The sequence below is a fragment of the Kribbella capetownensis genome (assembly GCF_004331485.1).
Taxonomy (GTDB): domain Bacteria; phylum Actinomycetota; class Actinomycetes; order Propionibacteriales; family Kribbellaceae; genus Kribbella; species Kribbella capetownensis.
Window position 1 is genome coordinate 263803 of the sequence record NZ_SJKD01000002.1, and the last position, 12344, is coordinate 276146.

16 protein-coding genes and 2 tRNA genes are annotated in these 12344 nt (G+C 66.9%); 14 read left to right on the forward strand and 4 right to left on the reverse strand.

What is annotated here, in order from left to right; genetic code table 11:
- The first annotated feature begins 15 nt into the window (after positions 1–15).
- Together E0H75_RS11515 and E0H75_RS11520 are read left to right on the forward strand one after the other, a co-directional pair.
- Complete coding sequence (locus E0H75_RS11515) at positions 16–537, forward strand: DinB family protein (RefSeq protein ID WP_238162964.1); 522 nt, start codon at positions 16–18, stop codon at positions 535–537.
- A 165-nt stretch (positions 538–702) separates the two neighbouring features.
- Positions 703–1278, forward strand: coding sequence for a nucleotidyltransferase domain-containing protein (locus E0H75_RS11520; RefSeq protein WP_131513496.1), 576 nt, complete (start codon positions 703–705; stop codon positions 1276–1278).
- A gap of 2 nt (positions 1279–1280) precedes the next feature.
- Here the strand turns inward: E0H75_RS11520 and E0H75_RS11525 are convergent, their stop codons facing one another.
- Positions 1281–1877: a kinase gene (locus E0H75_RS11525; RefSeq protein ID WP_337589503.1), complete on the reverse strand. Its 597-nt coding sequence runs from the start codon at positions 1875–1877 to the stop codon at positions 1281–1283.
- Positions 1878–1912: 35 nt separating this feature from the next.
- Here E0H75_RS11525 and E0H75_RS11530 point away from each other — a divergent pair, with 35 nt between their 5' ends.
- Entirely contained in the window at positions 1913–2293 is a 381-nt protein-coding gene (locus E0H75_RS11530) for a VOC family protein (RefSeq protein WP_131513498.1), read from the forward strand.
- A gap of 89 nt (positions 2294–2382) precedes the next feature.
- On the opposite strand, the gene E0H75_RS11535 is transcribed toward E0H75_RS11530, so the two are convergent.
- Positions 2383–3015, reverse strand: coding sequence for a DinB family protein (locus tag E0H75_RS11535; protein WP_238162966.1), 633 nt, complete (start codon positions 3013–3015; stop codon positions 2383–2385).
- A 9-nt stretch (positions 3016–3024) separates the two neighbouring features.
- Here E0H75_RS11535 and E0H75_RS11540 point away from each other — a divergent pair, with 9 nt between their 5' ends.
- The 5 genes from E0H75_RS11540 (at position 3025) to E0H75_RS11560 (ending at position 5619) form a co-directional block, all read left to right on the forward strand.
- The gene (locus tag E0H75_RS11540; protein ID WP_131513499.1) at positions 3025–3393 is read left to right on the forward strand and encodes a YciI family protein; all 369 of its coding nucleotides are present in this window, start codon (positions 3025–3027) and stop codon (positions 3391–3393) included.
- A gap of 102 nt (positions 3394–3495) precedes the next feature.
- Positions 3496–3909: a cytidine deaminase family protein gene (locus tag E0H75_RS11545; RefSeq protein WP_202872961.1), complete on the forward strand. Its 414-nt coding sequence runs from the start codon at positions 3496–3498 to the stop codon at positions 3907–3909.
- 94 nt (positions 3910–4003) lie between these two features.
- The gene (locus E0H75_RS11550) at positions 4004–4591 is read left to right on the forward strand and encodes a dihydrofolate reductase family protein (protein WP_131513500.1); all 588 of its coding nucleotides are present in this window, start codon (positions 4004–4006) and stop codon (positions 4589–4591) included.
- A gap of 42 nt (positions 4592–4633) precedes the next feature.
- Complete coding sequence (locus E0H75_RS11555) at positions 4634–4993, forward strand: hypothetical protein (RefSeq protein ID WP_131513501.1); 360 nt, start codon at positions 4634–4636, stop codon at positions 4991–4993.
- Between the two features lie 116 nt (positions 4994–5109).
- Positions 5110–5619, forward strand: a complete 510-nt coding sequence (locus E0H75_RS11560) for a GNAT family N-acetyltransferase (RefSeq protein ID WP_165553641.1) — start codon at positions 5110–5112, stop codon at positions 5617–5619.
- Positions 5620–5994: 375 nt separating this feature from the next.
- On the opposite strand, the gene E0H75_RS11565 is transcribed toward E0H75_RS11560, so the two are convergent.
- Positions 5995–6068 (reverse strand) — tRNA-Gly (locus E0H75_RS11565).
- Between the two features lie 131 nt (positions 6069–6199).
- Here E0H75_RS11565 and E0H75_RS11570 point away from each other — a divergent pair.
- From E0H75_RS11570 to clpX, 6 genes are all read left to right on the forward strand, one after another.
- Positions 6200–6272, forward strand: a tRNA-Pro gene (locus E0H75_RS11570).
- A gap of 77 nt (positions 6273–6349) precedes the next feature.
- On the forward strand, positions 6350–7753 hold the full coding sequence (gene tig / locus E0H75_RS11575; RefSeq protein WP_131513503.1) for a trigger factor: 1404 nt from the start codon (positions 6350–6352) through the stop codon (positions 7751–7753).
- Positions 7754–7847: 94 nt separating this feature from the next.
- Entirely contained in the window at positions 7848–7991 is a 144-nt protein-coding gene (locus E0H75_RS43000) for a hypothetical protein (RefSeq protein WP_165553643.1), read from the forward strand.
- 178 nt (positions 7992–8169) lie between these two features.
- On the forward strand, positions 8170–8793 hold the full coding sequence (locus E0H75_RS11580; protein WP_131513504.1) for a ClpP family protease: 624 nt from the start codon (positions 8170–8172) through the stop codon (positions 8791–8793).
- 29 nt (positions 8794–8822) lie between these two features.
- On the forward strand, positions 8823–9434 hold the full coding sequence (locus tag E0H75_RS11585) for an ATP-dependent Clp protease proteolytic subunit (RefSeq protein WP_131513505.1): 612 nt from the start codon (positions 8823–8825) through the stop codon (positions 9432–9434).
- A gap of 225 nt (positions 9435–9659) precedes the next feature.
- Complete coding sequence (clpX, locus tag E0H75_RS11590) at positions 9660–10955, forward strand: ATP-dependent Clp protease ATP-binding subunit ClpX (protein ID WP_131349687.1); 1296 nt, start codon at positions 9660–9662, stop codon at positions 10953–10955.
- A 63-nt stretch (positions 10956–11018) separates the two neighbouring features.
- Here the strand turns inward: clpX and E0H75_RS11595 are convergent, their stop codons facing one another.
- Positions 11019–12326 (reverse strand): aspartate aminotransferase family protein, encoded by a 1308-nt coding sequence (locus E0H75_RS11595; RefSeq protein ID WP_165553644.1) that lies wholly within the window; start codon positions 12324–12326, stop codon positions 11019–11021.
- Positions 12327–12344: the final 18 nt, after the last annotated feature.

Sequence of the window (12344 nt, forward strand, 5' to 3'; positions counted from 1 at the left end):
ACTGGCTTGGCCCACGTGAAGCTGGAGTTGTTGCGGGTGCTGCAGGCGGGCCGCTCACTGATGGTCGAGAAGCTGGACGGGTTGTCGGAGTACGAGCGGCGGCGGCCGTTGACTCCGACTGGGACCAACCTGCTGGGGTTGGTGAAGCACTTGGCCGGGCTTGAGTACGGGTACCTGGGGGAGGCCTTCGGGCGTCCTCCGGTTGAGCGGCCGTCGTGGTTCAAGGACGACCCGTACGACGAGATCGACATGTGGGCGACGCCTGACGAGTCGAGTGAGTACATCACCGGCGTGTACCGGCAGGCGTGGGCTCACTCCGACGCCACGATCGCCCAGCTCGACCTCGACAGCCCCGGGCACGTGGCCCACTGGAGCGAGGGCGGGCAGGACACCACCCTCGGGGTACTGCTGATCCGGATGGTCGCCGAAACCACCCAGCACGCCGGCCACGCCGACATCATCCGCGAACTGATCGACGGCGAGCAGGATCCCGCCCGAAGGACCACAGTCCAGCAAGCCGCGGACGCCTTCCGGTAATTGCCTGGGTGGTCGGCAGCTAGCGCTGTTAGCCTGCGGCCTGAGTCAGAGCGTGAAGGAGGTGGTGCACATGCGGTCTATCTGCGCGGTGCCGCCTCGCCGATCTCCCCGGCGGCTCTGACCCTTAGGGGCTCACCGCAACCAACACCTGCGAGGAGTCCTGTTGTGGATTCGTTTGATCAGTTGCGGCCGGTTCGTGCTCTCTTCGACAGCTATCCGGGTTCTTACTGGGTGGCCGGCGGGTGGGCGCTGGATCTGTTCGCGGGCCGGGTACGTCGGCCGCACAGCGATGTGGATGTGCTAGTTCTGGCCCGCGATCTCGATCAGGTCGCCGCCACCTTCACCACACCGAGTCCGATGGTCCAGCACCCCGAGTCCGGCACGCGCCGTCCGTGGGTACCGGGTGAACAACTCACCCCCGGCCCCGATGCGCTCGTCTTCCCCGAAGACGCCAACCCCTGCCCGATCCAGATCCTGCTCGCCGCATCCGACGCCGACGAGTGGGTCTTCCATCGCGGCCGAGGCACCATCCGCAAGCCGCTCACCGAGATCACGCTGACGTCGCCGGACGGTACGCCGTACCTGCCGCCGGAAATCGTGCTCCTTTTCAAGTCACGCGGTGGCCGGCCGAAGGACAACGACGACTTCGCCGACGTCGTGTCCCTCCTGGACGCCGACCGCCGTTGCTGGCTCCGCAACCGCATCGCTCCCAACCACCCTTGGATCCCCGAGCTGCACTGAGCTCAGTCGAGTGGGTTGGCCGCGCGGCCGCCTGTTGTCCAACTGAGGTCGGTGATGATGCGATCGGTGGTCTCGTCGAGGCTGCTGGACGGGTCGATCACCTGCTCGCCCGAGACGTTGAGCAGGTCGCACGGCTGGTACCAGTCGCGCATCTGCTCGGCGGTGACGGTCTTGGACAGCGGGCGAGTCGCGTGGCGCCGGACTGTTTCCTCGAACGAGAGCTGGAAGTAGTACACGCCGGTCCGGCCCGCGTGATCCACGATGAGTTGCCGCAGCATGTCGCCGTACGTCGGGCTGTAGAGGATGCCTTCCAGCATCACGTGATAGCCGTTCGCCAAGGCGTAGCGAGCGGTCTGATCGATCAGACCGACGTTCGGCGCACCCGGCCGATCGTGCTCCCGCAGCAGGATCCGCCGCAGATAATCCTGCTCGACCCACGCAACCCCACGCCCAACCCGCTCCCGCACCGCCCGCGCCGTAGTGCTCTTCCCCGACCCCGAATTCCCCCGCAAAACCACCAACCGCGAAGTCCCGTCCCCAACCCGTGCCACCCGCCGACCGTAGCCGAGTGGAGGTTCGTCCGGTCCGCGTGCACACACGAGTGACGTACTGCGTGGTGCCAGACTGGCTTGGTATGGAGATCAAACATCGGATGATCGTGTTCGACGCTGCGGATGTTGATGCGGAGAGCGCGTTCTGGGCCGGGTTCCTGGGTGGGACTGTCGAGGAATGGGGCGACAGGTGGCGCGCGATCTGGGTCGATGGTGAGTGGGCGCTTGGTGTCCAGTCCGCGCCGAACCACGTGCAGCCGGAGTGGCCCGATGGTGCGCCCCAGCAGATGCATCTCGACTTCTACTTCGAAGGGCTCGAGGCCCACGACGCGGCTCATGAGCAGGTGATCAGGCTGGGCGGGCGACTGTTGAAGGCCGCCGACGATCGGACGGCCGCACGCGGCGTTCAGGTGTACGCCGACCCCGCCGGCCACCCATTCTGCCTGTGCTGGGTACCGAGCTGAACCGCAGTACTTCAGCGGATCGACGACAGGGAGTGCCCACTTGTCGTACGTCGTCTTCCCGGCGCTAGCCCTGACCTGAGCAGCCGGGGCTATTCGCCGGTGGCGCCGTCGATGCGTTCGCGGAGGAGATCCGCGTGGCCGTTGTGTCGCGCGTACTCCTCGATCATGTGCAGGTAGATCCACCGCAGCGTGTAGTCCTCGCCGGGGCTGGCCTCGTCCAGACTGCGCCCGGCCACGGCCGCACGTGAGCGGGCGACGCTCGCTTGATAGCTGGCCAGGTCGTCGGCGGCGTGCGCGATGTCGACCTTCTCGGAGCCCTCCGTCGAACCGGGCACGTAGTCCCAGAAGAACAGGTGGTCCGGCTGGCCGTCGTACGCGTGGAACCAGGCCTCGACGCCAGACATGTGCCGGACCAGACCGAACAGCGACAGTGTCGACGGCGGTACCGACCGCAGCGCCAGTTTGTCCGGCGTCAGCCCGCCGCATTTCAGCAGCAAGGTCGTGCGGTGGAACTCGAGGCGGTCCTCGAGCGCGGCCCGCTCGTCGATCGGGTTGTGCGGCGGCTCGGGTCGCTCAGGCGTGGTCCATGTCGAGATTCCGGCGATCCTACGTACGGCGCGACTCCTTGACCAACCAAGCGGGAAGATCCAGATGCGGGTCGGATCGGGCTGCCGCCGTTCGTGGAGAAGGTGGAGAGTGGCCGTAGGGGCTGCCCCGCACAAGGAGGAGACATGACGGAGTACCTCATCGCATTCAACGACGAATGGGTGCCCGACCTCACCGACGACGATTTCCGCGAGGCGTCGAAGCGGACCACCGCGCTGAGGGCAGAGATGAAGGCTGCCGGCGTCCTCATCTTCACCGGCGGCCTGGACGACGCGGCCCCTGTGTTCAGTGTCGACGCGTCGAGCGGCAGCCCGCTGTTCACCGACGGTCCGTACGTCGAGACCAAGGAGTACCTCGGCGGCTTCGCCGTCGTCGACGTGCCCGACGAGGAGGCTGCGCGGCTGTGGGCGGGGAAGATCGCGGTGGCCTGCGGTTGGCCACAGGAGGTACGACGATTCCGGTACGCAACCGCCGCCGAGCCCGAAACCACCTGAACGTCGGAATCGAACGGCCCAGGACAGAGCGGCGCGCCTCTGACCTGGGCCACTGGCGAAATCCCATAGCTCCGAGCCGGAGCGGGCCGCTAGGTTCCGTACGTGATCGGTCAAAGTAACGACAGCCTGATAGAGGCGGCCGCCGCCGTACTGCATCCCCATCTTGTCGGTGACCGACTCTTCGGAGATGTGGCGTCGGCTCTCGTCACCGACACCGGCATCGTGTACGTCGGGGTGTGTATCGACACCGCCTCCGGTACGGGCTTCTGTGCCGAGCACGCTGCCATCGCCGCCATGGTGACTGCCCGTGAGTACAAGATCGTGAAGATCGTGGCCGTCTGGCGGGGCGGGGACGGGGACCCGGTGCACGTCGTACCGCCGTGCGGCCGCTGCCGAGAGTTCATCCGCCAGATCGACCCGTCGAACCTCGACACCGAGGTGGTCCTGGGCCGGGACCGAACGTCGACGCTCCGCGACCTCCTGCCCGCCGCCGACTGGTCCACACCGCTGGACTGAGCGCCCCGGAAGCTTGAACGTGCCTTCGGTGTCGAATCGCAGGTACGACGTTCGACATAGGGGTGACCAGCAACATCTTCCGAAGGAGCCCACCATGTCGTTCCAGGCCCACTCCGACACCGCCGAGACGAACGCCGGCCAGACTCCGCGCAAGGTAGTCGCCAAGTACTTCTTGTCTCTCGACGGTGTGGCCGAGGCTCCCGACCAGTTCCTCACCGCGTGGGACGACGAAACGGACGCCAGCGGCGCCAAGCTCATCGAAACGCAGCACACGGTCATTCTCGGCCGCCGTACGTACGACGAATGGGCCGGATTCTGGCCGGGCAGCGAGATCGAGCCTTTCGCCCCGTTCATCAACGCCGTCCCCAAGTACGTCGCAACGTCGACACCGCTCGAATCCGACTGGACGAACTCACGCGTGATCGACGGCGACCTGGTCGATTTCGTACGGCACCTCAAAGCCCAGCCGGGCGGCGACATCGGCATCCACGGCAGCATCTCGATCACCCGGACCCTGCTTGCCGCCAACCTCGTCGACGAACTCAGCCTCGTGATCGCCCCCACGATCGTCGGCACCGGCCAACGCCTGCTGGATGGGCTGCCACCCATCCACCTCGAAACAACCCGCGCCACCACTTCCCCCAGCGGCCACCTCCTCACCAACTACCGCGTCCTCCACTAGCCGCCTTCCGACCCAGGTGGATCAACCAGTGATGATGGTGCGATGCCTGAACGACACTCACGCCCGGTGCCCGGCGGCCGAGCTTTCTACCTGACCGAACGCCTCTGGAAGTTGGCAGAAGATCTTCCGGTCGAGCCCGTGCCGATCGACTCCATCCGCGAATTCGACGAGGACTGCTGGTTCGGCGAAGGGCCGGTCACCTGCCGAATGGTCGCCCAGCACGCCGACCGCATCCAGAAAGCCGATCTCCGCTATCCAGTGATCCTGTCGGCGGATGGACGCCTGATGGACGGCGGCCACAGAATCGCCAAGGCCTGGCTGGCCGGCGCAACAACCATCGACGCGACCCGATTCACCACCGACCCCACCCCGGACTACATCGAGCGAGACCCCGCCACCTGAATCCCGCTCTCCTGCGCATCGACGACCACGGATCGCAGTACGAGGGTGGTCTGTGGCGTACGTGCTCGCGGATAAGCCGGTGGACGTGGTGATTTGTGCGCCCTACGGTCAGCCACGTGACGATCGAACTCAAGCCCCTCGCGGCGGCGGATGCGGAAGCGCACTGTGCGGGGGAGGACGAACTGACCGTTCGTTGGCTGACCGGCGGGTACGGCGACGTCGAGGGGACCATCGAGTTCTTCGAGTGGCTCGCAGGAAATGCCGACGCCGGCCTCGGCAAGCGCGGGTTCGGGATCTGGAAGTCCGGGCGACTGTGCGGATACATCGACTACACCCCTGATCTCGATGACGGACTCGACCCCGACGACGTAGCCCTCGCCTACGCGGTCCACCCATGGGCGCGCGGCCAAGGCGTCGCGGTCGAGGCCGTCCAACTGATCTGCGACGTCCTTCGCGCCAACGAAGTCGGCAAACGAGCCGCCATCCGCGTAGAGCCGGAAAACTCCGCATCGGTCCGCGTAGCGCAAAAGGCCGGCTTCAGATACGTCCGGGACTTCCCATCCAACCGAGACACCCACCCAGACGGAACCCCAACAACATTCAGCCTCTACCTACTGGACCTGTAGGACTCAGTCAAACGACCACCAATCCGCTCATTGACAGCTCCGTGCGTTGGCCGTCCGTTCGGAGGTCGTGCCCAGGCATGGCGCGGTGGCCGCCAAGCGACCCCACTCGACCCCGGCTGCCCCCTCGTGAGCGCTCACGAGTCGCCCGCCGTTGTGGTGGGTCCGTCGGCGGTCGACAATCCGATCATGGGGAGGTTTCTGTGCAGGATCGGCATTCACCGGTGGGTCAACAAGCGCAACTCTGAGGGCGGCGCACGTTACCTGGAGTGCGAACGGTGCCAGAAGCAGAAGGACACCGTCACGCTCGGAGGCAGCGGCGGCGGCTTCTGGGGCTAGGACGCTCGAACCGAAGGCCTGGTCGCCGCCTTCGGTGGGTGGAGCGGGTGACGAGAATCGAACTCGCGTAGCCAGTTTGGAAGACTGGGGCTCTACCATTGAGCTACACCCGCGGTGCTCGGACATGATTCCACAGATCGTGGGGCGGACTCAAAACGCCACGGATGGGGCCCTGATCGGCATGGTCGGTCCGGGGTGGTGGCGCGAGCACTGGTTCGGGTCGACTAGACTCGTCCGGTCACTGCGGGGCGTAGCGTAGTGGCTAGCGCGCCTGCTTTGGGAGCAGGAGACCGCAGGTTCGAGTCCTGTCGCCCCGACAAACCCCCTGCAGCACCGCTGCAGCGCGGGCTGTCGCCCACGCTGTGAACGTCATCGATCAAGGAGAACCGCCACCGTGAAGAGCACCGTCGAGTCCTTGAGCCCGACCAAGGTCAAGCTCATCGTCGAGGTGCCGTTCGAGGAACTCAAGCCGAGCCTCGACGCGGCGTACCAGAGCATCGCCTCGCAGATCACCGTCCCGGGGTTCCGCAAGGGCAAGGTCCCGCCGCAGGTGATCGACCAGCGGGTCGGCCGCGGGCCGGTGCTTGAGGAGGCGATCAACGACGCGCTCCCGAAGCTGTACTCGCAGGCGGTGAGTGACAACCAGGTGAAGGCGATCGGCCGGCCCGAGGTCGATGTGACCGAGTTCAACGACAAGGAGAGCCTGCAGTTCTCCGCCGAGGTCGAGGTACGCCCGGAGATCACGCTGCCGGACCTGGAGGGCCTGGAGGCCGAGGTCGAGGACATCGCGGTGTCCGACGACGAGGTGACCGAGCAGATCGAGGCGCTGCGGCAGCGGTTCGGCTCGCTGAACCCGGTCGAGCGTGCGGTGCAGGACAACGACTACATCACCCTCGACCTGTCCGCCAGCAAGGACGGCGAGAAGGTCGAGGAGGCGCAGGCGACCGGCCTGTCCTACCAGGTCGGCAGCGGTCAGCTGCTGGACGGCTTGGACGAGGCGGTCATCGGGCTGAACGCCGGTGAGAGCAAGACCTTCGTCACCCAGCTGGTCGGCGGATCGCTCAAGGGCGACGACGTCGACGTCGAGGTGACCGTGACCGCGGTCAAGGAGCAGGAGCTGCCGGAGTTCGACGACGAGTTCGCGCAGACCGCGTCGGAGTTCGACACCGCCGACGAGCTGAAGGCGGACGTGCAGGGCCGGCTGGAGCGCGGCAAGCGGCTCGAGCAGGCCGGCGAGGCGCGCGACGCCGTACTGGAGAAGATCCTGACCCTGGTCGAGGTTCCGGTGCCCGAGGGTCTGCTGACCGACGAGCTCGCCGCCCGGAAGGAGAACCTGGAGCAGCAGCTCGGGTACTCCGGGATGACGTTCGACCAGTTCCTGGAGGGCGAGGAGCAGTCCCAGGACGAGTTCGATGAGGATCTGAAGAAGCGCTCCGAGGACGCGATCAAGGCGCAGTTCGTGCTCGACCTGGTGGCCGAGCAGCAGGAGCTGAGCGTGAACGACCAGGAGCTGACCGAGCACATCGTGCGGCACGCGCAGCGCTCCGGCGTCAGCCCGGACCAGTTCGCCCAGCACGCGGTCGAGAACAACCTGGTGCCGAGCCTGGTGTCCGAGGTCGTCCGCGGCAAGGCGCTGGCCCACCTGGTCGAGAACGCCAAGGTCACCGACGCCTCCGGCAACGTGGTCGAGCTGAAGACCCTGCAGCCGGACGGCAGCTACGCCGACCCGGACGCGGAGCAGGCGGCCGAGGCGGCCCCGGCGGAGGAGACTCCGGCCGAGGAGCCCGCGAAGGCCTGATCAGCAGTACGCCGAACGGCCCGGACCAGCTGTGGGTCCGGGCCCGTTCGCCGTTGAAAGGGAACTGAAAGGCGGCCGCCCTAGCGTTGGCGCCATGACCTGTTCCCTCGACGAACCATGCGTGCCGGTACAGGACCAGCCGGCCGCCCGGGTCGACGTACCTGCTGACAACGCCGTTGCTCCCCGGGATCGAGTTCCCGCGGACGCCCCCGGCGTGGTCGCAGTCTGCGGCTGGTGACCCTCGGCCAACCGGGGGTGAACGGTGTTCACCGGAGACCGCAGCCGCCTGTGCAAGGCGCCGCGAACCTCGCAGGCGGCTGCTTCCGGAATTCGCTCAGGGCAGACACGGTGCGCCGTGAGCGAACACCTGTGGCCCAGCCTTAGGTCTGTCGCCGCCGCCCAGTAATGTCGGCTTCGTGAACGAGACATTTGCAGCCAGCCCCACCGCCGCGGGCGGCAACGGATCCGGCGGACTCGACGACCACATCTACCAGCGCCTGCTGCAGAACCGGATCATCTTCCTGGGGTCCGAGGTTCGCGACGACATCGCGAACGCGATCTGCGCGCAGATGCTGCTCCTCAACGCCGAGGACCCCAACAAGGACATCTGGCTGTACATCAACTCGCCGGGCGGTTCGGTCGACTCCGGCATGGCGATCTACGACACCATGCAGTGGATCTCGAACGACGTGGCGACCGTCGGGATGGGCCTGGCCGCCTCGATGGGCCAGTTCCTGCTCTGCGCCGGCGCGAAGGACAAGCGCTTCGCCCTGCCGCACGCGCGGATCATGATGCACCAGCCGTCGGGCGGTATGGGTGGTACGGCGTCCGACATCAAGATCCAGGCCGAGCAGTCGCTGCACATCAAGGCGCAGCTGTTCAAGCTGATCGCCGAGCACACCGGCCAGCCGCTCGAGCAGGTCGAGAACGACGCCGACCGGGACCGCTGGTTCACCGCCGACGCGGCCAAGGACTACGGCTTCATCGACCACGTGGTCGCCAGCGCCGATCAGCTCCCCTCCGAAGGCCCGAACTCCTGATCTCCCACTCCGTCAGTTAAGGACGCACCATGAACTACTTCATCCCGCAGTGGGAGGAGCGCACGTCGTACGGCATGCGCCGGATCGACCCCTACACGAAGCTGTTCGAGGACCGCATCATCTTCCTCGGTACGCCGATCACGGACGAGATCGCGAACGCCGTGATGGCGCAGCTGCTGTGTCTGCAGTCGATGGACTCCGACCGCGACATCAGCATCTACATCAACTCCCCGGGTGGGTCGTTCACCGCGCTGACCGCGATCTACGACACCGTCCGCTACATCAAGCCGGACGTCCAGACGGTGTGCCTGGGCCAGGCGGCCTCGGCCGCCGCCGTGCTGCTCGCGGCCGGTACGCCGGGCAAGCGGCTGGCGCTGCCGAACAGCCGGATCATCATCCACCAGCCGGCCACCGAGGGCACCTACGGGCAGTCCAGTGACATCGAGATCCAGGCGAACGAGATCCTCCGGCTGCGCTCGCTGCTGGAGAAGATGATCGCCGACGCCAGCGGCAAGCCGCTGGAGGAGGTCTCGCGTGACATCGAGCGGGACAAGTTCCTGACCGCTCAGCAGGCGATCGAGTACGGCCTGATCGACGACGTGCTGCAGACCCTCAAGACCCCGGTTCCGGCCGGCGTCTGAGCGTCTCAGTCAGGTCTGACCCGGTTCGACGGTGCTGACACGAGGGCTGTCAAGAGCGGAGCGCGTTCGCCAGCGGCGTAGTCACAACGCGGCGGCGGGCGCGGCTTTTGGGCCATCGGCGCGGTACCGTCGAATCGGGCTCCGGGGCGCCACACGGCCCCCGGCCCGAGCGGCCTACGCCCCCTTGGCCCACGGTTCGACTGCTCAGAGAAGGGATCTGTCCCGGTGGCACGCATAGGTGACGGCGGCGATCTGCTGAAATGCTCTTTCTGCGGGAAGAGTCAGAAGCAGGTCAAGAAGCTCATCGCCGGTCCCGGCGTCTACATCTGCGACGAATGCATCGATCTCTGCAACGAGATCATCGAGGAGGAGCTGAACGAGGGCTCCGAGGTCGGACTCACCGAGCTGCCCAAGCCGCGCGAGATCTACGACTTCCTCAACGCGTACGTCGTCGGACAGGACGTGGCCAAGAAGGCACTCGCGGTGGCGGTCTACAACCACTACAAGCGGGTCCGTGACGGTCAAGGCAGCTCCAGCGCCGGCCGGCACGCAAAGGACGAAGCGGTCGAGCTGGCCAAGTCCAACATCCTGCTGATCGGCCCGACCGGCTGCGGCAAGACCTACCTCGCCCAGACGCTGGCCCGGATGCTGAACGTTCCGTTCGCGATCGCCGACGCCACCGCCTTGACCGAGGCCGGGTACGTCGGTGAGGACGTCGAGAACATCCTGCTCAAGCTGATCCAGGCGGCCGACTACGACGTCAAGAAGGCCGAGACCGGGATCATCTACATCGACGAGGTCGACAAGATCGCCCGCAAGAGTGAGAACCCGTCGATCACCCGCGATGTCTCCGGCGAGGGCGTGCAGCAGGCCCTGCTGAAGATCCTGGAAGGTACGACGGCCTCGGTGCCACCGCAGGGTGGCCGCAAGCACCCGCACCAGGAGTTCATCCAGATCGACACCACCAACGTGCTGTTCATCGTCGGCGGCGCGTTCGCCGGCCTCGACCACATGGTGGAGCAGCGGGTCGGCAAGAAGACGCTCGGCTTCAACACCTCGCGCGAGCCGGAGAAGCCCAAGGAGCTCGGCGGGTACGCCGACGTGATGCCGGAGGATCTGCTCAAGTTCGGGCTGATCCCCGAGTTCATCGGCCGGCTCCCGGTGATCACCACGGTGTCGCCGCTGGACCGCGAGGCGCTGATCAAGATCCTGTCCGAGCCGAAGAACGCGTTGGTCAAGCAGTACCGGCGGCTGTTCGAGATCGACAACGTCGAGCTGGAGTTCAGCGACGACGCGGTCGAGGCGATCGCTGACCAGGCGCTGCTGCGCGGCACCGGCGCCCGCGGCCTGCGGGCGATCATGGAAGAGGTTCTCCTCAACGTGATGTACGAGGTGCCCAGCCGCGAGGACGTCGCCAAGGTCGTCGTCACCGGCGAGGTCGTCCTGGAGAACGTGAACCCCACGCTGATCCCGCGCGACCAGATCGAGCGCAAGCGCGAACGGCGCGAGAAGACCGCTTAGCCCACGTCTCGACAAGGAGGCCGGAGCCCGCTGTACGGCGGGACTCCGGCCTCCTTGTCGTGACTACAGGGAGCGCAGTACGTCGTCTGCCGCCTGGATGGTTTCGTCGATCTGCTCGTCGGTGTGCTCGGTGGACAGGAACCACAGCCCGCGCGGAACGATGTTGATCCCCGCCGCGTACAGCCCGGCGTGGAACCTGGCCATCGCAGCCCGGTCGCAGGCCGCGAACGACCGGTAGTCCGTCACCGCAGCCTGGTCGGTCAAGTACGTCTGGAACACCGGCCCCGGTCCATCCACAAGCATCGGTACGCCGTGCCGCTCAGCGGACTCCCTCAGGCCGGCCATCAGCCGCTGGCCCGCGGCGGCCAGCGGCGGGTAGACGGTGTCGCGGTGCTCGTCGAGATGACGCAGTACGGCGTCTGCTGCGGCCATCGCGACCGGGTGCGAGTTGAAGGTGCCGGCGTGGGCCACGGTCCCGTCGGCGATCGAGCCCATCACCTCACGGGTTCCGACCAGCGCCGAGACCTGCATGCCACCGGCCATCGCCTTGCCGAAGGCAGACAGATCGGGGACGACGCCGAGTAGTTCCTGCGCTCCGCCCGGGGCGACCCGGAAGCCGGAGATGATCTCGTCGAAGATCAGCAGCGCACCATGCTTGCGGGTCAGCTCGCGGAGTCCCTCGAGGTAGCCGGGCTGCGGGGTGATGCAGCCGGTGTTGCACAGCAGCGGCTCGAGAATGACCGCCGCGATCTCGTTGCCGTTGCCGGCGAAGACTTCTTCGACAGCGGGCAGATCGTTGTACGGCAGGACGATCAGGTCTTCCGCGCCGTTGCGGGGCTGGCCCGCAGTACCGCCGACGGCCGCGGGGTGCTGTGCGTCGCCGGCCAGGGCCAGGTCGGGGTGGACGCTGTACAGGACGGGGTCGAGCCAGCCGTGGTAGTTGCCCTCGAACTTCACGATCTTCGGCCGGCCGGTGTGGCCGCGAGCCAGCCGGATCGCGCCGTGCACAGCCTCCGACCCCACGCTGTTGAAGCGCACCAGCTCCGCGGACGGGACCATCGCGCACAGGCGCTCGGCGACGACCGCTTCCAGCTCGTGCTGGGCGGCGTATGCGACGCCGCGGCTGACCTGGGCGGAGACCGCCTCGGCGACCAGCGGGGCGGCGTGGCCGAGCAGGTTGGGGCCTTGCCCGAGCACGTAGTCGACGTACCGGTTGCCGTCCACGTCCCAGAGCTCGGCGCCGCGGGCGTGGTCAACGAACAGCGGCTGGTCGGCGCGCCGGGCGTCACTGGACACGCCGCCGGCGATCACCTGGCGGGCGCGCTCGTACAGGCGCTCGGTGCGTTCGTAGCCTCGGGCAACGGTCTGCACAACATCCTCCAAAAGGGG